Below are 21,757 nucleotides of genomic sequence, written 5' to 3'. Positions count from 1 at the left end.
GTTTATCTTTCCGCGATCACTTGGACCATTCTGTTCCCCCAGACGGATCAGACGGCTACTACTCATCCATTGCTATCCATGGTCACACACAGTGACTAAATCCACCTTAGCACACACCCGTGGGAACATCGCAACCATTCCGCTCGAATGGCCGCTACCGGCCGTTGCCACATCTTCACCAACCAAAAGTGACCTGCGTTACATTCCACCGGGTAGCCGCGAGGGCGTGGTTAGCATCCGAATTGGGCTGTTGGTCGCGAACAGCATTTCGGGTGACAGGGGGAATTCGTGGTCCGATCGACGGCGTTCGGCGCCGGGCTCGACCTGGCCGACGTCACCCGCACCCTCCCCGCACCGCACGCCGCCCGGCTCGCCGACGCCCTCGGCCCCGTGCGCGCGGGCGGGGACGACGCGGCCTTCGCCGACGACGCCACCGCCGCGGTCCTGCCGCACCTGCCCGCCGAAGTGCTGCACGGCTTGCTCGGCCTGCGCGACCCCGGGGCGCCGGGTGTGCTGCTCGTGCGCGGCCTGCCCGTCGACCGCGACCTGCCGCCCACGCCGACCGACCGCGAGCGGGGCGACCCGCGCGGGCTGGCCCCGGTGGCCACCGGGGCCCTGGTGGGCACCACCCGACTGCTCGGTGAGCCCTACGGCTACCGCGGCGAGTACCACGGCGACCTGGTCACCCACGTGCTGCCGACGCGGGCCGCCGCCGACGCGGTGTCCAGCAGCGGCGCCCGCGCGGTGCTGCCGCACCACTCGGAGTCGGTGCACCTGCACCCGCACTCCCCCGACTTCGTCGCGCTGCTGTGCCTGCGCGGTGATCCCACCGCGGACGCGCGGACCAGCGTGGTCGCGGCCGGGGACGTGTGCGCCCGGCTGCCCGAGGACGTCCTGGAGGTGCTGCGGCTGCCGCTGTTCCACGTGCGGGCGCCGCTGTCGTTCGGCGGGCACACCATGGGTTCCGGACCGATCCCGCTGATCAGCGGCCCGTCCTCGGCCCCCGAGGTGCACGCCGAGTTCGCCGACATGCGCGGCATCGACGACCGGGCGCAGCGGGCCATGGCCGCGTTCGAGCAGCGGTGCGGCGGCTGCGCCACGCAGGTCGCGCTGGAGGCGGGGGACCTGCTGGTGCTGGACAACCGCAAGGTCCTGCACGGGCGCAGCAGCTTCGCCCCGCAGTGGCGCGGCCTCGACCGCTGGTGCCTGCGCGTGCTGGTGCGCAGCGGCGACCTGTGGTCGAGCCGGGTCTACCTCGACGGGCGGCACCGCCTTGTCTTCTGAGCGCGGGGGCCGCGGGCCCGGCCTCGTCTCCAGCCTGGCCGGGTTGGAGCGGGTGGCGGGCAAGTGCGTGCTGCTCTACTCCGGGGGCCTGGACAGCAGCTACTTCATGTGGTGGGCCGCGCAGCGCGGCATCGACCTGGTCGCGCTGTCGGTGCGGCTCGGCGCCCCCGACGACCCCGACGCCGACGGGCTGGCCGCGCTGCCCGACGAGCTGGGCCACCCGCTGCGCGTGGTGGACGCGACGGAGGCCTTCGTCGAGGAGCACGTGCGACCGGCGATCCGCGCCAACTGCCTGTACCAGGGCATCTTCCCGGTCTCCTCGACGCTGAGCAGGCCGTTGATGGCCCGCATCGCGGTGGACCTCGCGCGGGAGGTGGGCGCGGACTGCGTGGTGCACACCGCGGAGTTCCACCAGAACAGCTGCGCGCGGTTCAACAACTCGATCCGCGCCCTGGCCCCGGAGCTGGTGGTCGGCAACCCGCTGCTGGAGGAGCGGATCAGCAGGCCGGAGAAGCTGCGGGCGCTCGCGGGCGCGGTGGGCGAACGGGGCATCCACAGCGTGGACGCCAACATCTGGGCCAGGGTCATCGAGAACGGTGAGCTGGACTCGGTGGCCAACCGGGTGCCCGAGCACGTCTTCGCCTGGACGCGCGGCCCGGGGCGGAGCACGCGGGAACCCGAGGAACTGGTGCTCGGCTTCACCGGCGGTGTCCCCACCTCGCTCGACGGCAGGGCGTTGCCGCTGCGCGACCTGCTCACCGAGCTGAACGCCCGCGCGGGCGGGTTCGGGATCGGCCGGTTCAACGGCGTCGAGGACACCCGCTACGGGCACAAGAACCACGAGGTGCGGGAGGCGCCCGCCGCCGCGGTCGTGCTGGCCGCGCACCGCCACCTGGAGCAGGTCGTGCTCACCGGCACCGAGTTGCGCGTCAAGGCGGCGCTGGACCACGAGTGGACCGACCTGGTGGTGGCGGGCGGCTGGTACAGCACCCTGCGGGCCGCCCTCGACCGGTTCCAGGAGCGGATCTCGCTGCCGGTGCACGGCGAGGTCGGCGTGGTGCTGGCCCCGGGCTCGGCCTACGTGTCCTGGGTGGACTCACCCGCGGCGCTGGGTGGCGTGGCGGACGGGGTCGACGACCTCTCCGGCGGCCTGTCCTTCGCCAGGGCCTTCGACCTGGGCACGGCCGAACTCACCAGCAGGCAGCACCTCGGCGAGTTCGGCGGGCCGCGGGTCCTGGAGGATGACGGGCGGAACCGCGCGACACAGGGCGGTTCCGCGGTCGGTGGTGCGGCACAAGGCGGTGCCGCGCGGGTGAGCAGTGGAACGGAGCAACAGCGGTGAGTGCGGTCACGCAGCGGATTCAGGAGTACTTCGAGGCCAACGGCGTGGCATCGAGGGTCATCGAGCACGAGCGCGCCGCCTCGGCCGACGAGTACCACCGGGTGCTCGGCACCCGGTACTCCCAGCAGGCCAAGGCGGTGTTCCTGCGGCACAAGCGGCCCGGCGCCAAGGGTTTCGCGGTCCTCGCGCTGCCCGCGCAGAAGCGCGCGGACCTCGCCAGGGCCGCGGAGCTGCTGTCCGCCCGCGAGGTGCGGCTGGGAACCGAGGAGCAGATGCGCGAGACCACCGGCTGCTCCTTCGGCGAGCTGCCGCCGATCGGCGGGCTGTTCGGCCTGCCGCTGGTGATGGACGTGGACCTGTTGGCGGAGGACGAGATCTTCTTCAACGCGGGCGACCTGTGCGTGTCGCTGGCCGTCGCGCCCGCGGACCTGCGGGCACTGGAGAAGCCGGTGCTGTACAGCAGCGAGAGCTGAGCGCACCCGCCACCACGACCTCGCGCTGGCCTGGGGGGCTGAGACGTGCAGAGGACTTCCGACGAGCAGGACCGACCACACGAGCGGGAACCGCGGGGAGGGGGCGGTCCGGCCGGGGAGATCCCGTTGCTGGCCGCGCAGAACAGCCTGTGGTACGCCCAGCAGCTCGACCCGGCCGCCACGACCCACAACGCGGGCGACTTCGTCGAGCTCGTGGGGCCGCTGCGCCGGGAACTGCTGGTGGCGGCGGTGCGCCGGGTGGTCGACGAGGCCGAGTCCGTGCGCGCGGTGTTCCGCCAGGACGAGGAGGGGCGCACCTGGCAGCGGTTCACCGCGGGCTCGGGGACACCGGTCCCCGAGTTCGACCTCAGCGGCGCGGCCGACCCGCGCGGCGCGGCCGAGCAGCACCTGCGCGACCTGCTCGCGCAGCCGTTCGACCTTGCCGCGGGCCCGGTCATGCGCTTCCCGGTGTACCGGTTGGCCGACGACCACCACCTCTGGGGCGTGCTCGCCCACCACATCGCGATGGACGGGTACGGCGCACTGCAGCTCATGCGCCGGGTGGCGCGGGTGTACACCGCGCTGGCCCGCCGCGAGCCGTGCCCGCCCCCGGAGTTCGGGTCGATGCGGGAGCTGGTGGAGCAGGAGCGGGAGTACCGGGGGTCGCCGCGGTTCGCGGCGGACCGGGCGCACTGGCTCGCCCAGCTCGCCGACGCCCCCGCCCCGGTCAGCCTCGCGGGCAGGCAGCCGCGCACCACCACCGGGTTCCTGCGCCACGCCGCGTCGGTCCCCGCCGCCACCGCCGACCGGCTGCGGGAGACCGCCCGCGCGGCCGGGGTGGCCTGGCCGGTGCTGGTCATGGCCACGACCGCGCTGTACGCCCACCGGGTCAGCGGGGTGCGCGAGGTGGTGCTGGGCATGCCCGTCGCCGCCCGCACCACGCCGGGGGCCAGGGCGATGCCGACCACGCTGGCCAACGAGCTGCCGCTGCGGCTGGTCGTCGACCCGGCGATGAGCCTGGGCGCGCTCGCCAAGCAGGTCTCCGCGGTGGCCAGGGAGGCGCTGCGCCACCAGCGCTACCGGGGCGAGGAGCTGCGGCGGGACCTGAACGTGGTGGGCGGCAGCCGCGCCTGGTTCGGCACGACGGTCAACGTGATGCCCTTCGACTACGAGCTGGAGTTCGACGGGGTCGGCGCCCAGGTGCACAACCTGTCGAACGGGCCGGTCGACGACGTGGCGATCGTGGTCTACAGCCGGGCGGACGGGCGGCTGCGGATCAACGTGAACGGCAACCCCGAGCTGTACCGGGACAGCGACCTCGGTGACCACCACCGGCGGTTCACCGCGCTGTTGACCGCCGTCGCCGCCGCCGACCCCGACCGGCCGGTGGGCAGTATCGAGGTGGTGGACCGGGACGAGCGCGACCGGGTCCCCGCGGCGTGGAACGACACCGCGGCCGCGGTTCCGGAGACCACCGCGGCCGGGCTGTTCGAGGCGCAGCGGCGCAGGACCCCGCACGCCCCGGCGGTGGAGCACGCGGGCGCCACCTGGTCCTACCTCGCGCTCGACGAGCGGGCCAACCGCCTGGCCAACCTGCTGGTGGAGCACGGAGCCGGGCCGGAGCGGACCGTCGCGGTGGCGCTGCCCGCCTGCGCCGACCGGGTGGCGGCGCTGCTGGCGGTGCTCAAGTGCGGTGCCGCCCACGTGCCGGTCGACCTCGACCTGCCCGCCCGGCGGATCGGCTTCCTGCTGGCGGATTCCGCACCCGTCGCGGTCATCACCACCGGCTCGGCCGCGGCCGACCTGCCCGCCGGGACCGCCGCGGTGATCGCCATCGACGCCCCCGGGGTGCGCGACGCACTCGCCGGGCGACCCGCGGTCCCGCCGTTGGAAGCGGGCCGGGTCCCGCCCCCGCACCCGGCGAACGCCTGCTACGTCGTCTACACCTCGGGTTCCACCGGCACCCCGAAGGGGGTCGTCATGCCCGGCGGCGCCCTGGTCAACCTCCTGCACTGGCACGCCACCGCGCGACCGGCGGGTGGCAGCGGCGGGCGCACCGCGCAGTTCACCGCCCCCGGGTTCGACGTGTCCGTCCAGGAGGTCCTCGCCACGCTGTGCGCGGGGCGGTGCCTGGTGGTGCCGGAGGACGGGGTGCGGCGCGACCCGGCCGCGTTCGCCGCGTGGCTCGACGAGCGCGGGGTGGACGAGCTGTTCGCACCGACCGCTGTCCTCGACGCCGTCGCCGAGGCCGCGGCGGAGCGCGGGATCGCCCTCGCCCGGTTGGCCGACATCGCCCAGGCGGGTGAGGAGCTGACCCTCGGCGACCCGTTGCGCGGGTTGCTGGCGCGCAGGCCGGGCCTGCGGCTGCACAACCACTACGGGCCCAGCGAGACCCACGTGGTGACCGCGACGACGCTCGCGGGGGACGCCGCCGGGTGGCCGGACCGGGTGCCGATCGGGCGGCCGGTGCACAACGCGCGGGCGCACGTGCTCGACCCCTGGCTGCGGCCGGTGCCGCCGGGCGCGGTCGGCGAGCTGTTCCTGGCGGGCGCGCAGCTCGCCCGCGGGTACCTCGGGGCGCCGGGCCGCACCGCCGAGCGGTTCGTCGCGGACCCGTTCGGGCCGCCCGGGTCGCGGCTGTACCGCACCGGCGACCTGGTGCGCTGGAACGCCACCGGCGACCTGGAGTTCGTCGGGCGGACCGACGACCAGGTGAAGCTGCGCGGGTACCGGGTCGAGCCGGGGGAGGTCGAGGCCACCCTGGTCGGTCTGCCCGAGGTGAGCAGGGCCGCGGTCGTGGTGCGCGACGGGCCCGGTGGCGACCGGCGGCTGGTGGCGTACGCGGTCCCGGCCGCCCGCCGGACCGCGGACCCGGTGCGGCTGCGGCGCGACCTGGCCCGGTCGCTGCCCGAGCACCTGGTCCCGGCAGCGGTGGTGGTGCTCGACGCCCTGCCGCTGACGGCCAACGGCAAGGTGGACCGGCGGGCGCTGCCCGCTCCCCCGGGCACGGGCGCGGGCGCCGGGACGGGTCGCGCGCACGCCGACCCGCGCGAGGAAGTCCTGTGTGGACTGATGGCGCGGGTGCTCGGCGTGCCCGCGGTGCACCCGCTGGACGACTTCTTCGCCCTGGGCGGGCACTCCCTGCTGGCGTTCCGGTTGGCGAGCCGGGTCCGCGCGGTCTTCGGGGTCGACCTGGCCATCGCCGACGTGTTCGCGTCCCCGACGGCCGCGGCGCTGACCGAGCTGCTCGACGGCGCGCGGGGTGGCGCGGCCCGCCCGGCGCCGGGGCCGCGCCGCAGGCCCGACCGGGTCCCGCTGTCGCCCGCCCAACGGCGCCTGTGGTTCCTCAGCAGGCTGACCGGGTGGGCGGCCACCTACAACATGCCCCTGGCCCTGCGGCTGACCGGCCCGCTGGACCGCAGTGCGCTGTCCGCCGCCGTCCGGGACGTGGTGGCCAGGCACGAGGTCCTGCGCACCGCCCACCCCGAGCACGAGGGCGAACCGCACCAGGTGGTGCACCCACCCGAAGCGGTGCCCGTCACCACCTCCACCCCGGACGACCCCGAGGTGGCGCTGCGCGCGGCGGCGGCGCACGGCTTCGACCTGACCGCCGGGCCGCCGATGCGGGTGCACCTGCTGGTGCTGGGGCAGCGCGAGCACGTCCTGCTGCTGGTGGTGCACCACATCGCCTGCGACGGCTGGTCCCTCGAACCGCTCGCCCGCGACCTCTCGACGGCCTACACCGCCAGGTGCTCGGGCGCGGCACCGGGGTGGGACCCGCTGCCGTTGCAGTACGCCGACTTCGCCCTGTGGCAGGGGGAATCGGTCGGCACCACGCGCGGAGAACACCTGGAGCACTGGCGCGCGACCCTGGACGGCCTGCGGCAGCCGCTGCCGCTGCCGACCGACCGGCCGCGTCCCCCGGTGGCCGCTCACGCGGGCGACTTCGTGCGGTTCGCCGTGGACCGGCGGTTGCACGCCGCGGTGGTGGAGCTGGCCCGGGCGAGCGGCGCGACGGTGTTCATGGTCGTGCACGCGGCGCTGGCCGCGCTGCTGACCCGGCTCGGCTCGGGCACCGACGTGGTGCTGGGCAGCCCGGTCGCCGACCGGCCGGACCCGGTGCTCGACGGTCTGGTCGGCCCGTTCCTCAACACCGTGGTGCTGCGGACCGACACCTCGGGCGACCCGTCGTTCCGGGAGCTGCTCGAGCGCGCGCGGACGGCCGACCTGGCCGCCTACGCCCACCGGGAGCTGCCCTTCGACGTGCTCGTCGAGGCGGTGAACCCGGCCCGCAGCCCCGCCCACCACCCGCTGTTCCAGGTGATCCTGGCGCTGCGCAGCACCCCGGGCGGCCGGTTCGACCTGCCCGGCCTGCTGGTGCGGGCCGAGGAGGTGGGCACCGGCACGGCCAGGGCCGACCTGTCGGTGGAGCTGGCGACCCGGCTCGACCGGTCGGGCGCGCCGGACGGGCTCGCGGGCACCGTGGAGTTCCGCACCGACCTGTTCGACCGCGGCACCGCGGCCGCCTTCGCCGAGCGCCTGGTGCAGGTGCTGGACGCCTGCACGGCCGCACCCGACCGGCGGATCGGGCAGGTGGAGGTGTGCACCCCGGCCGAGCGGCGGGCGCTGCGGTCGCGGTGGCGGCGCGCGGAGGCCGCGACGACCCCGGACCCCGCCACCCTGCCCGACCTGTTCGCCGCCCAGGTCGCGCGGCGGCCGACGGCCACCGCCGTGGTCCACGGCGCGACGGTGGTGACCTACGGGGAGCTGGACGCCCGCGCGAACCGGTTGGCGCACCTGCTCATCGGCCGGGGCTGCGGCCCCGAGACCGTGGTGGCGCTGGTGCTGCCCCGGTCGGTCGACCTGGTGGTCGGGGTCCTGGCCGTGCTCAAGGCCGGGGCGGCCTACCTGCCGATCGACCCGGACTACCCGGCCGACCGCGTGGCGCTGCTGTTGGGTGAGGCGCGGCCCGTGGCCGTGGTCGCGACCGGGGCCGCCCTGGACCGGGTGCCCGCGGCGGTGCCGGTTCTGGTCCTCGACTCCGCGGCTGCCGCAGCCCGGCTCGCGGCACTGCCCGACACCGCCCCGACCGACCGGGACCGCGCGGTGCCGCTGTCCCCGGCGAACGCCGCCTACGCGATCTTCACCTCCGGGTCCACCGGGGTGCCGAAGGGCGCGCTGGTGACGCACCGCAACGTCGTCCGGCTGCTCACCACCACCCGGGACCTGTTCGGGTTCGGCCAGGACGAGGTGTGGGCGCTGTTCCACTCGTACGCGTTCGACTTCTCCGTCTGGGAGCTGTGGGGCTGCCTGCTGCACGGCGGGACGCTGGTGGTGGTCCCCCGGGAGGTCACCCGATCGCCGGAGGACCTGCTGGACCTGCTCGACGAGCAGCGGGTGACGGTGCTCAACCAGACGCCGTCGGCGTTCTACGCCCTCGACCACGCCGACCGGCGGCGGGGCACCCCGTCCGGCCTCCGGTGGGTGGTCTTCGGGGGCGAGGCGCTCGACCCCGCGCGGTTGGCGGACTGGGCGCGGCGGCACCCGGGCGCCCGGCTGGTCAACATGTACGGGATCACCGAGACCACCGTGCACGCCACGCACGCGCCGCTGGACGGCCGGACCGGCGGCGCGGCGGCCGGGGTGATCGGCGACAGCCTCCCCGACCTGCGGGTGCACGTCCTCGACGAGCGGCTGCGCCCGGTGCCGACCGGTGTCACCGGCGAGCTGTACGTGGCCGGACCGGGGGTGGCGCGCGGGTACCTGCACCGCCCCGGGCTCACCGCCCAGCGCTTCGTCGCCGACCCCTCCGGCACCGGCGCGGTGATGTTCCGCAGCGGCGACCTGGCCCGGCGCACCGCCGAGGGCGAGCTGGTCCACCTCGGCCGGGCCGACGACCAGGTGAAGGTGCGCGGGTTCCGCGTCGAACTCGGCGAGGTGGAGGCCGCGCTGGCGGCGCACCCGGCCGTCGCGCACAGCGCCGCCGCCGTGCGCGAGCACCACACCGGGGACCGCAGGCTGGTGGGGTACGCGGTGGCGCACCCGGGGCGGCGGCCGGACCCGGCCGAGCTGCGCGCGCACCTGGCCGCGACGCTGCCCGCGCACCTGGTGCCCTCGGTCGTGGCGCTGCTCGACGAGCTGCCCGTCACCGCCAACGGCAAGCTCGACCGCCGGGCGCTGCCCGACCCCGTCCCCGGGCGGGCGGCGCCGGGCGGGCACCGCGCCCCGCTCGACGAGCGCGTGGACCTGATCGGTGGGCTGTTCGCCGACGTGCTCGGGGTGGCGCGGGTCGGACCGGACGGCGACTTCTTCGCCCTGGGCGGGCACTCGCTGCTGGTCACCAGGCTGGCGGGCCTGGTCCGCGCAGCGCTCGGCGTCGAGCTGCCGGTGCGCGCGCTGTTCGAGGCCCCCACCCCGGCCGGGGTGGCGCGGTGGCTCGACGCCAGGGCCACGGCGGCGCGGCCCCCGCTGGTGGCGGTACCGCGCCCGGAGCGGGTGCCGCTGTCGTTCGCCCAGCGCAGGCTGTGGTTCCTCGACCGGCTGGGCGGTGCGGACGACGCCTACCTGGTGCCGCTGGCCACCCGGCTGTCCGGCCCACTGGACGTCGCGGCGCTCACCGCCGCCCTGCGGGACCTGGTGGGCAGGCACGAAATCCTGCGCACCACCTTCCCCGACACCGACGGCGTGCCGCGCCAGCACGTGCTGGACCCGGCCGAGGTGCCCGACCTGGTCGTGCTGGACAGCACCGCGCCGGACAGCGCCGCGCCGGGTGCGGGCGGGGCGGGCCTGCCCGCGCTGGTGGCCCGGGAGCTGGGGCGCGGGTTCGACCTCGCCGCCGAGCCGCCGCTGCGCCCGGTGCTGTTCGCGCTGGGCGACCGGGAGCACCTGCTGCTGCTGGTGCTGCACCACATCGCCTGCGACGGGCACTCCGTGCGCCCGCTGCTCGACGAACTGGCCGAGGCCTACACCGCCCGGCTCGCCGGGCGCGCCCCGGGCTGGCCCGCGCTCGCGGCGCAGTACGCCGACCACACGCTGTGGCAACGGGAACTGCTGGGTTCCGCCGACGACGGGCACAGCCGGATCTCGGCGCAACTGCGGTACTGGTCGGCGGCGCTGGCCGGGCTGCCCGACGAGCTGGCCCTGCCCCGCGACCGGCCGCGGCCCGCGGTGGCCACCGGCCGGGCGGGCCGGGTGGCGTTCACGGTCCCCGCCGCGGCGCACCACCGCCTCGACGACCTCGCCAGGGACACCAGGACGACGCTGTTCATGGTGCTGCGGGCCGCGCTCGCGGTCCTGCTGACCCGGGTGGGCGCCGGTGTGGACATCCCCGTCGGGACGCCGGTCGCCGGGCGCACCGACGCGGCGGCGCACCGGCTGGTCGGGTTGTTCGTCAACACCCTCGTGCTGCGCACCGACACCTCCGGCGACCCGGCGCTGCGGGAACTGCTGGGGCGCGTGCGGGAGGTGGACCTGGCCGCGCACGCCCACCAGGACCTGCCGTTCGAGCGGCTGGTGGACGAGTTGCGGCCCGCCCGGGTGCTGGGCAGGCACCCGCTGTTCCAGGTGGCGCTCGTCCGGCAGGACTCCGCCGACCCGCCGGTGCTCGACCTGCCCGGCCTGCGCGCCACCGCGCACCCCACGCCGTTGGCGGCGGCCAAGTTCGACCTGTCGCTCGCGTTCGCCGAGCGGCGCGGTCCGGGGGCGGCGCCCGCGGGCATCGTCGCCGAGCTGGAGTACAACGCCGACCTGTTCGACCGCACCACCGCGCGGCGGCTCACCGGGTGGCTGGAACGGGTCGTCGCCGCCATGGCGGAAGACCCCGGTCTACGCGTGTCCCAGGTGGACCTCCCGGGTATCGGTGCGCACCGGTCGCCCGTGGTCGTGGCGGAGCAGGTCCGGCACGCGCCGGAGGTCGCCCGCCTGCCGCGCGGCCCGCGCGAGCGGGTGCTGGCCGGGCTGTTCGCCGAGGTGCTGGGCCTGGACTCGGTCGACCCGCATGACGGCTTCTTCGAGCTGGGCGGCGACAGCATCGCCTCGATCCAGCTCACCGCCAGGGCGCGCGCGGCCGGGCTGCTGATCACCCCGGCGGACGTGTTCCGGGACCAGACGGTGGCGGCGCTGGCCGCCGTCGCGGTGCCGGTGGCGGACGCGCCGGTCGAGGCGGACGGCGCGGCCACCGGCGAGGTGCCGCTCACCCCCATCGGGCACTGGCTGCGCGAGCGCGGCGGCCCGGTCACCGGGTTCAACCAGAGCATGGTGGCCTGGGCGCCCGCCGGACTGACCGAGGCCGCGCTCACCGCCACCGTGCAGGCCGTGATCGACCGGCACGACGCGCTGCGGGCGCGGTTGGTCGAGGCGGACGGCACCTGGCACCTGGTCGTCGACCGGCCGGGCGGTGCCCGCGCGGCGGACTGCGTCGAGCGGGTGGACACGTCGGGCCTCGACGCCGACCAGGTGCGGGCGGTGATCGCGGCGCGCGGTGAACAGGCCCGCGCGGAGCTGGAACCCGGGTCGGGGCGGGTGGTCCGGGTCCGGTGGTTCGACGCGGGACCCGAGCGACCGGGGCAGGTCCTGCTGGTGCTGCACCACCTCGTCGTCGACGGGGTGTCCTGGCGGATCGTCCTGGGCGACCTGGCCGCGGCGTGGGCGTCGATCGCGGCGGGACAGCGGGCCCGGCTGGCGCCGGTGGGCACCTCCCTGCGCGGCTGGGCGCGCGTCCTGCTCGCCGAAGCGGCGCACGAGCGCCGCGCGGCGGAACTGCCGACGTGGGTGCGCCTGCTCTCCGGGCACGACCCGCTCCTCGGCGACCGGGCACTGGACCCGGCGCGGGACACGGCGGGCAGCAGCCGGGAGGTGACCGTCTCGCTGTCCGGTGCGGACACCCGGGACCTGCTCACCCGCGTCACCGCGTCGGTGGACGGCGAGGTGAACGACGTGCTGCTGACCGCGCTGGCCCTGGCGGTGCGGCACCGGCGCGACCGGCGCGGGCAGGCGGGCGAGGGCGTGCTGGTCGACCTGGAGGGCCACGGCAGGCACGACGGCCTCGCGCCCGTCGACCTCAGCCGCACCGTGGGCTGGTTCACCACCGTCCACCCGGTCCGCCTCGACCCGGGGACGGTGACCCGGTCCGAGACCGGCGCCGGTTCGGCCGCGCTGGGCGCGGCGCTGCGCCGGGTCAAGGAGCAACTGCGGGCGGTGCCGGACAAGGGGATCGGCTTCGGCCTGCTGCGCCACCTGCGCCAGGACACCCGCGCGACCCTCGCGGCGCTGCCCGCCCCGCAGATCGCCTTCAACTACCTCGGCCGGTTCCGGGCGGGCGCCCCGGGCACGCCCTGGGAGCTGGTGGGGTCCGACCCCGGCGTGGCGGGCAGTGACCCCGGGCTGCCGGTGGCGCACGCGCTGGAGGTCACCGCGGTCACCGTCGACCACCCCGGCGGGCCGGTGCTCACCGCCACCTGGTCGTGGCCGGGGGACCTGCTCGGCGAGGCGGACGTGCGGGAGCTGGCCGAGGCGTGGTCCACCGCCCTGCGCGGCCTGGTCCGGTTCGCCGCGGGCACCGGCACAGCGGGCCGCACCCCGTCCGACTTCCCGCTGGTCGCGCTGAGCCAGCACCAGATCCAGCAGTTCGAGAGCACCTTCGACACGGGGCCAAAGGGGTCGTAGTGCACCGCTCACCCATCGAGGACGTCCTGCCGCTGGCCCCGCTCCAGGAGGGTCTGCTCTTCCACGCCCGCTACGACGAGCGGGCCGCCGACGTCTACACCGTCCAGTTCTCCTTCGACCTGACCGGGCCGTGGGACGCCGCGCTGCTGCGCACCGCCGCGCGGGCGCTGGTCGCGCGGCACGCGGCGCTGCGGGCCTGCTTCCAGCACGCCGGGCTCGACACCCCCGTGCAGTTGGTCCTGCGCGAGGTCGAGGTGCCGTGGGCCGAGGTCGACCTCGGCGGTCTGCCCGAGGACGAGCAGCGGTCCGAACTCGACCGCGTGCTGCTCGGCGAGCGCGAGCGCCGGTTCGACGTGGCGCGACCGCCGTTGCTGCGCTGGACGCTGGTGCGGCTGGGGGCGCGGCGCTCAAGGCTGGTGCTGACCCACCACCACCTCATCCTGGACGGCTGGTCGATCCCGGTGCTGGTCCGCGAGCTGTTCGCCCTCTACGCCGACGGCGGCCACGCCGGGGGGCTGCCCGACGCGCAGCCGCTGCGGAACTACTTCGCATGGCTCACGGCGCAGGACCGCGACGCCGCCGCGACCGCCTGGCGGCACGAGTTGTCCGGAGTGGACACCCCGACGCTCGTGGCACCGGACGCGGGATCGCGGACACCGGTGCCGCCGGGCCTGCTCACGGCGGAGCTGCCCGAGGGCACGACGTCCGGGCTCGCCGCCGCGGCCCGCGGCTGGGGGCTGACGCTGAACACGGTCGTGCAGGGCGCGTGGGCGGTGGTGCTGGGCGCGATCACCGGGCGCGACGAGGTGGTGTTCGGTGCCACCGTCTCCGGACGCCCCGCCGAGGTGCCGGGCATCGAGACCACGACCGGGCTGTTCATCAACACCGTGCCGGTCCGGGTGCCCCTGCCACCCGCGGCCCGGCTGACCGGGGTGCTGCGCGGTGTGCAGGAGCGGCAGGCCGGACTCGTGGCGCACCAGCACCTCGCGCTCGCCGAGATCCAGCGCGGCACCGGAACGCTGTTCGACACGGTCGTGGTGTTCGAGAACTACCCGGTGGGCGCCGACCCCTTCGCCGCCCCCGACGGCCTGCGCGTCACCGGGGTCGAGGGGCGCGACGCCGTGCACTACCCGCTCGCGCTGACCGCGGCACCCGGGCCGCGGCTGCTGCTGCGCCTGCACCACCAGCCCGACCTGGTCGACGACGCCGCCGCCCGGCGTGTGCTGGCCCGGCTCGAGCACGTGCTGGGCACCTTCGCCGCGGGCGAGGACCTGCCCCTCGGCCGGGTCCACGCGCTGCCGCCCGGCGAGCGCGAGCACGTGCTGGCGCACTGGAACGACACCGCCGCACCGGTGCCCGCGGTCTCCGCGGCCGAGCTGGTCGCGGCGCGGGCCGCCGCCACCCCGGGGTCGACAGCGGTGGTGTCCGGCGGCGACCGGCTGACCCACGCCGAACTCGACGAGCGGGCGGGCAGGCTCGCGCGGCTGCTGGTTGAGCACGGCGCCGCCCCCGAGCGACCGGTCGCCGTGGTGCTACCCCGGTCGGCGGACCTGGTGGTCGCGCTGCTCGCCGTGCTGCGGGCGGGCGCGACCTGGCTGCCGATCGACCCCGACCACCCGGCCGAGCGGGTGCGGTTCGTGCTCGCCGACGCACGGCCCGCGGTGGTGCTGACCACCTCCGACTCGCCGGCCGCCGCGAACCACCCGCCCGCGATCCTGCTCGACGACCCGGCGACGCGACGCGCCCTCGGCGAAGGCACCGCTTTGCCCGCGCGGGCGGTGGAAGCGGACCAGGCGGCCTACGTCCTGCACACCTCAGGCTCGACCGGCACCCCCAAGGGCGTGGTGGTGTCCCAGGCCAACCTGGTGAACCTCCTGCTGGGCATGGCGCGGCGGTGGGGGCTCGGCCCCGACGACCGGTTCCTCGCGGTGACCACCACCGGCTTCGACATCTCGCTGCTGGAGCTGCTGCTGCCGCTGGTGGTCGGCGCACGCGTGGTCGTCTGCCCCGGGGCGGCACTGCTCACCCCCGCGCTGCTGGCCGAGCAGCTCGACAGCGGGGGCATCACCGCCGTGCAGGCCACGCCCACCCTGCTGGGCCCACTGGTCGCCGCGCACCCGGGGAGCCTGGCGGGCGTGCGGGTCCTCGTCGGCGGTGAGGCGCTGCCCGCCGCGCTCGCCGACCGGCTGGCCGCGTGCGCGGCGAGCGTCACCAACGTCTACGGCCCCACCGAGACCACCATCTGGTCCACCTGCGCCGAGGTGGTCCCCGGCCGGTCCGCGCCGCCGATCGGCCTGCCGCTGCCCAACACCCGCGCGCACGTCCTCGACGCGGCGCTGCGGCCGTGCCCGCCGGGAGCGGTGGGCGAACTGCACCTCGGCGGCGCGGGTGTGGCGCGCGGCTACCTGGGCAGGCCCGCGCTGACCGCCGAGCGGTTCGTGGCCGACCCGTTCGGCCCGCCGGGGTCCCGCCTGTACCGCACCGGCGACCTGGTGCGGCGGCGGCCCGACGGCGAGCTGGAGTTCCTGGGCCGGTCCGACGACCAGCTCAAGGTGCGCGGGTTCCGGGTGGAGCCCGGCGAGGTGGAGGCCGCGCTGGCCGGGCACCCCGACGTCGCCCGGGTCGTGGTTGGCGCGGCCCCGGACCGCTACGGCGACCCGCGCCTGGTGGCCCACCTGGTGCCCGCGCCGGGCCGGGTGCCGGACCCGTCCGCGCTGCGCGCGCACGCCCGGACCCTGCTGCCCGACCACCTCGTGCCCGCCGCGTTCGTGGTGCTCGACGCCCTGCCCACGACGCCGAACGGCAAGCTCGACCGCGCGGCGCTGCCCGCCGCCCGGCCGGTGGCCGCCGCGGGCCCGTCGCGCGGCCCGCGCGAACCGCGCGAGGAACTGCTGTGCGCGCTGTTCGCCGAGGTGCTGGGCGTGGCGCGGGTCGGCATCGACGACGACTTCTTCGCCCTGGGCGGGCACTCGCTGCTCGCCACCCGGCTCGTCGGCCGAATCCGCGGCGCGTTCGACGCCGACCTCGACGTGCGCGCGCTGTTCGAGGCCCCCACGGTGGCCCGGTTGGCCCCGGCCGTCGGCGCGGCGGGCGCGGGCCCGGCGCGCACCGGGCCCCGGCGGGCACCCCGTCCGGAACGGGTCCCGCTGTCGTTCGCGCAGCGCAGGTTGTGGTTCCTCGACCAGTACGAGGGAGCGGGCTCGGAGTACCACGTCCACGGGGTGCTGCGGCTGTCCGGGCCGCTGGACCGGGAGGCGCTGCGCGCGGCGCTGACCGACGTGGTGCAGCGGCACGAGAGCCTGCGCACGGTGTTCCCCGTCGAGGACGGGGAACCGCACCAGCACGTGCTGCCCACGGCGGTCGGCTGTCCTGATCTGTCCATCGTGGACATCGAGGCGGCGGCGCTGCCCGCGGCGCTGGCCGAACACCTCGCCGCGCCGTTCGACCTGGCCTCGGGCCCGGTGCTGCGGACGACGCTGTTCGCGCTGGGGCCGCGGGAGCACGTGCTGCTGCTCGTCGTGCACCACATCGCGGCCGACGGCTGGTCCATGACGCCGCTCGGCAACGACCTGTCGCGGGCCTACGGGGCGCGCTGCGCCGGTGCACCGCCGCAGTGGGCTCCCCTGCCGGTGCAGTACGCGGATCACGCGCTGTGGCAGCGCGCGGAGCTGTCCTCAGAGGACGGACGGGCGGGCGCGGCGCTGGAGTTCTGGACGGGCAGGCTGTCCGGGCTCCCCGACGAGCTGGCCCTGCCCCGCGACCACCCGCGGCCCGCGCGGCCCGGCCGCGGCGGCGCCCGCACGCCGCTGTGGCTCGACGAGCGGCTGCACCGGCTGCTGGCCGGGCTGGCCAGGGAGAACCGGGCCAGCCTGTTCATGGTCCTGCACGCCTCACTGGCCACCCTGCTCACCCGGCTGGGGGCGGGCACCGACATCCCAGTCGGGACCCCGGTCGCGGGCCGGGCCGACGACGCGCTCGACGACCTGGTCGGCCTGTTCGTCAACACCCTGGTGCTGCGGGTGGACACCGGCGGCGACCCCACCTTCCGCGAACTGCTCGCCAGGGCCCGCGCGGCCGACCTCGACGCCTACGCCCACCAGGACGTGCCGTTCGAGCGGCTGGTCGAGGTGCTGAACCCGGCCCGGTCGACGGCGCGGCACCCGCTGTTCCAGGTGATGCTGGCGCTGCAACCCGCCGCACCGCCCGCGCCGAGGCTGACCGGGCTGCGGGTGGTCGTGGACGACGTCGACAGCGCCACGGCGAAGTTCGACCTGCTGGTCACCCTCACCGAGCGGCACGCGCCCGACGGCACCCCCGCCGGGGTGGCGGGCTTCCTGGAGCACAGCACCGACCTGTTCGACCCCGACACCGCGCACCGGCTGGCCGATCGGCTGGTGCGGGTGCTGCGCGCCGTCGCCGCCGAGCCCGACCTGCCGATCAGCCGGGTCGACGTGCTCGGGCGGGCCGAGCGGCGGCAGGTGCTGCTGGAGTGGAACGACACCGGGCGGGCGACGGGGGCGGCGACGCTGCCGGAGCTGTTCGACGCGGCGGTCGCGCGCCACCCCGACGTGCCCGCCGTCGTCGCGGGCGGCGCGGGCGAGGTGGTGCTGACCCACGCCGAGCTGCACGCGCGGGCCAACCGGCTCGCCCACCTGCTGCTGGCGCGCGGCGCGGGCCCCGAGCGGCTGGTCGGCCTCGCGCTGCCCCGCTCCCCCGACCTGGTGGTGGCGCTGCTCGCGGTGCTCAAGGCGGGCGCCGCCTACCTGCCGCTGGACCCCGAGTACCCGGTCGAGCGGACCGCGTTCACGCTGGCCGACGCCGCGCCGCTGGTCGTGCTCGCCACCCGGGGGACCGCGGACCGGCTGCCCGCCACCGCGGGCGTGCCCGTGCTGGTGCTCGACGCCGAGGACGTGGTCGACGACCTCGCGCGGCAGCGGGCCGACGCCCCCGGGACCGCGGACCTGCCCGCCCCGCTGTCGCCCGCCAACCCCGCGTACGTGATCTACACGTCCGGTTCCACCGGCAGGCCCAAGGGCGTGGTGTTCCCGGCGGGCGCGCTGGTCAACCTGATCACCTGGCAGCTCGCGGCGGTGCCGGTGTGGCCGGGCAAGCGGACCGCCCTGTTCGCCGCGACCGGTTTCGACGCCTCCGCCCAGGAGGTCGCCTCCGCCCTGGCGAGCGCCAAGACGCTGGTGGTGCCGGACACCGAGACCCGGCGCAACGCGGCGGAACTGCTGCGCTGGCTCGACCGCCACCGCGTCAACGAGCTGTTCGCCCCCGCCGTCGTGCTGGAGGCGCTGTGCGACGCGGCGGCGGAGCTGGGGCGCGACCCCGGCGCCCTCACCGACGTGATGCAGGCGGGCGAGGCGCTGTCGGTGCGCGGGGAGGTGCGCGAGTTCTACCGCAGGCATCCCGAGTGGACGCTGCGCAACTGGTACGGCCCCACCGAGACCCACGTGGTCACCGCGCACGCGCTCACCGGCGGGGCGGCGGACTGGCCGGTCCGGGTGGGCATCGGCGGCCCGATCGACAACACCGGCTGCCACGTGCTCGACGACCGGCTGCGACCGGTCCCGATCGGCGTCCCCGGCGAGCTGTACCTGGGCGGCGCGCAGGTGGCCCGCGGCTACCTCGGCCGCCCCGGCCTGACCGCGCAGCGGTTCGTCGCCGCGCCGTTCGGCCCGCCGGGGGAGCGCGTCTACCGCACCGGCGACCTGGTGCGGTGGCGGGCGGACGGGACGCTGGACTTCCTCGGCCGGGTCGACCACCAGGTGAAGATCCGCGGGTTCCGGGTGGAGCCCGGCGAGGTGGAGGCCGCGCTCGCGGGCCACCCCGACGTGGCGCGGGCCGCGGTGCTGGCGGTGCCGGTGACCCGCGGTGGCGCGGTGGAGCAGCGGCTCGTCGGCTACGTCGTCCCCCGGGCGGGCACGACCCCCACCGCGGCGGCGCTGCGCGGCCACCTCGCCGACCGGTTGCCGGACTACCTGGTGCCCGCCGCGTTCGTGCGCCTGGCGGCGCTGCCGACCACCCCGAGCGGGAAGGTGGACCGCACCGCCCTGCCCGCCCCCGACCTCACCCCGGACGGGTCCGGCCGCGGCCCGCGCACCCCGCGCGAGGCCGTGCTGTGCGAGCTGTTCGCCGAGGTGCTGGGGGTGGCGCGGGTCGGGGTGGACGACGGGTTCTTCGACCTGGGCGGCCACTCGCTGCTGGCCACCCGGCTGGTCAGCCGGGTGCGGGCGGTCCTGGGGGTGGAACTGGCGGTGCGGGCGGTCTTCGAGGCCCCGACCGCCGCCCTGCTCGCGGGCAGGCTGGACGGCACGGCGGGCGCCGCGCGCCCGGCGCCCGCCCCGGCCACCCGACCCCGGGTGCTGCCGCTGTCGGCCGCGCAGCAGCGGCTGTGGTTCCTCGACCGGGTCGAGGACCTGGGCGCCACCTACCACATCCCGCTGGTGCTGCGGCTGACCGGCGGGCTCGACCGGGCGGCGCTGCGGGCCGCGCTGGACGACGTGGTGGCCCGGCACGAGAGCCTGCGGACGGTGTTCCCGGTGGTGGACGGCCACCCGCGCCAGGAGGTCCTCGACCCGGGGCCGGTGGCCTGGACCGAGGCGGAGACCGGCGGGGACGGGGTGGCCGCGGCGCTGGCCGAGCAGGTCGCCACGCCGTTCGACCTGGCCACCGAGCCGCCGGTGCGCGCGGCGCTGTTCGCCGTCGGGCCGGACGAGCACGTGCTGCTGGTGGTGCTGCACCACATCGGGGCGGACGGCTGGTCGCTGACCCCGCTGGCCCGCGACCTGTCCGCCGCGTACGCGGCGCGGCGCGCGGGTGCCGCCCCCGGGTTCGCGCCGCTGCCGGTGCAGTACGCCGACTACGCGCTCTGGCAGCGCGACCTGCTCGCCGCGGACTCGCCGCACCTGGCGCACTGGACCGCGGTGCTGGCCGGTCTGCCCGACGAGATCCCCCTGCCCGCCGACCGGCCCCGCCCGCCGGTGGCCTCGCACCGGGGCGGCGAGGTGGCCTTCGGCATCCCCGCCGAGCAGCACGCGGCGCTGCGGGCGCTGGCGCGCGGGACCGGGACGACGCTGTTCATGGTGCTGCACGCCGGTCTCGCGCTGCTGCTGTCGCGGCTGGGCGGCGGGGACGACATCCCCGTCGGGACACCGGTGGCCGGGCGCACCGACGACGCGCTGGACGAACTGGTCGGCTGCTTCGTCAACATGCTGGTGCTGCGCACCGACACGTCCGGCGACCCGAGCTTCCGCGACCTGCTCGGCCGGGTGCGCGAGACCGACCTCGCGGCCTACGCCCACGCGGAGCTGCCCTTCGAGCGGCTGGTCGAGGCGCTGGCGCCGCCGCGGTCGCTGGCCAGGCACCCGGTGTTCCAGGTGATGCTGGGGTTGCAGAACACCCCGGAGCCGGTGCTCGACCTGCCCGGGCTGGCCGTCGCGGCCGAGCCGGTGGCGGTGGGGTCGGCGCGGTTCGACCTCTCGTTCGGGTTCGCCGAGCGCGGGGACGGGCTGGAGGGGGTGCTGGAGTTCAACGCGGACCTGTTCGACCCGGCGACCGCGGCAGGCATCGCCGACCGGTTGGCACGCCTGCTCGCCGCGGTGGCGGCCGACCCGGACACCCCCGTCCGCCAGGTCGAACTGCTCACCGCCGGGGAACGCGCGCTGCTGCTGGAGCAGGGGCGGGGCGTCGTCCGCCCGGTTCCGCCGGTGGACCTGGCCGACGTGGTCGCGGGGGTCGCCGCCGCGCACCCCGGGCTGCCCGCCGTCCGCACGGCCGACACGACGGTGTCCTACGCCGAGCTGGTCGACCGGGCCGACCGCCTGGCCCGGCTGCTGGTGGCCCGCGGCGCGGGCCCGGAGCGGTTCGTGGCCGTGGCGCTGCCGCGCGGGCCGGAGCTGGTGGTGGCGCTGCTGGCGGTGCAGCGGGCGGGGGCGGCGCACCTGCCGCTGGACCCGGCCTTCCCGCCGGAGCGGACCGCGCACATGCTGTCCGACGCGGAACCGGTGCTCGTGATCACCGACGAGGCCACCGCAGGCGCGCTGCCCGCGGTCGGGGTGCCCCGGTTGGCGCTGGACGCGGCGCGGACGCGGGCCGAATTGGCGGGCGCCCCGCCGTGCGCCTTCCCCCGGGCGGTGCCGTCGAACGCGGCGTACGCGATCTACACCTCGGGCTCGACCGGCCTGCCGAAGGGCGTCGTGGTGCCCAGGGGTGCCCTGGCGAACTTCCTGGCTGCGCTGGCCGACCACGTTCCACTGTCCACAGAAGACAGGTGGTTGGCGGTGACCACGGTCGCCTTCGACATCGCGGCGCTGGAGCTGTTCCTCCCGCTGGCGCACGGGGCGTGCGTGGTGCTCGCCGACCGCGACACCGTGCGGGACCCGGCGCGGTTGCTGGCGCTGGCCCGGCGGGCCGGGGTCACCGTCGCGCAGGCGACACCGAGCCTGTGGCAGACGGTGCTCGACGCGGCCGACGAGGAGGGCGACCGCGACGCCCTGTCCGGGGTGCGGGTGCTCTCCGGCGGCGAGGCGCTGCCCGCCGCGCTGGCCGCCCGCCTGCGCGCCAGGGCCGCGAGCGCGGTCAACCTGTACGGGCCGACCGAGACCACCATCTGGTCCACCCTCGCCCACCTCGGCGCGGACGAGCGGGCGCCCGGCATCGGCGAACCGATCGCCAACACCCGGGTCCTGGTGCTCGACCGGGCGCTGCGGCCGGTGCCGCCGGGTGTGGTCGGCGAGCTGTACCTGGCGGGCGCCGGGGTGGCCCGCGGCTACCACCGGCGCCCCGGCCTCACCGCGGAGCGGTTCGTCGCCGACCCCGGCGGGGGGCCGGGCGAGCGCGCCTACCGCACCGGCGACCTGGTGCGCTGGACCGGGTCCGGGCGGCTGGAGTTCCTCGGCCGGGCCGACGAGCAGCTCAAGGTGCGCGGCTTCCGGGTCGAACCCGGCGAGGTCGAGGCGGCGCTGGCCGGGCACGCGCTGGTCGGCCGGGC

The 21,757-nt window shown here is 76.6% G+C and carries 5 protein-coding genes (1 of these 5 only partly in view); all 5 read left to right on the top strand.

The window, feature by feature from the left end:
- The first annotated feature begins 288 nt into the window (after positions 1 to 288).
- Tightly spaced (at most 45 nt apart), the 5 genes in view from UO65_RS18570 to UO65_RS18550 form a layout consistent with a single transcriptional unit that may run on beyond the window.
- The gene (locus UO65_RS18570; RefSeq protein WP_052021336.1) at positions 289 to 1,284 is read left to right on the top strand and encodes a TauD/TfdA family dioxygenase; all 996 of its coding nucleotides are present in this window, start codon (positions 289 to 291) and stop codon (positions 1,282 to 1,284) included.
- Entirely contained in the window at positions 1,274 to 2,626 is a 1,353-nt protein-coding gene (locus UO65_RS18565) for an argininosuccinate synthase domain-containing protein (protein ID WP_146241301.1), read from the top strand. The genes UO65_RS18570 and UO65_RS18565 overlap by 11 nt, the downstream gene beginning before the upstream one ends.
- Complete coding sequence (locus UO65_RS18560) at positions 2,623 to 3,099, top strand: aminoacyl-tRNA deacylase (protein ID WP_035284302.1); 477 nt, start codon at positions 2,623 to 2,625, stop codon at positions 3,097 to 3,099. Before UO65_RS18565 ends, UO65_RS18560 begins: the two co-directional genes overlap by 4 nt.
- Before the next feature lie 45 nt (positions 3,100 to 3,144).
- Entirely contained in the window at positions 3,145 to 12,762 is a 9,618-nt protein-coding gene (locus tag UO65_RS18555) for a non-ribosomal peptide synthetase (RefSeq protein WP_084175835.1), read from the top strand.
- Positions 12,762 to 21,757, top strand: the 5' portion of a protein-coding gene (locus tag UO65_RS18550) for a non-ribosomal peptide synthetase (protein WP_052021333.1). The gene runs 577 nt beyond the window's last position; only the first 8,996 of its 9,573 coding nucleotides appear in the window; it begins with the start codon at positions 12,762 to 12,764; its stop codon lies off the right edge, out of view. The genes UO65_RS18555 and UO65_RS18550 overlap by 1 nt, the downstream gene beginning before the upstream one ends.

This window comes from Actinokineospora spheciospongiae (assembly GCF_000564855.1).
Classification (GTDB): domain Bacteria; phylum Actinomycetota; class Actinomycetes; order Mycobacteriales; family Pseudonocardiaceae; genus Actinokineospora; species Actinokineospora spheciospongiae.
Note: the sequence above shows the minus strand (reverse complement) of the source record. Positions and strands in the feature narration are given on the sequence as shown.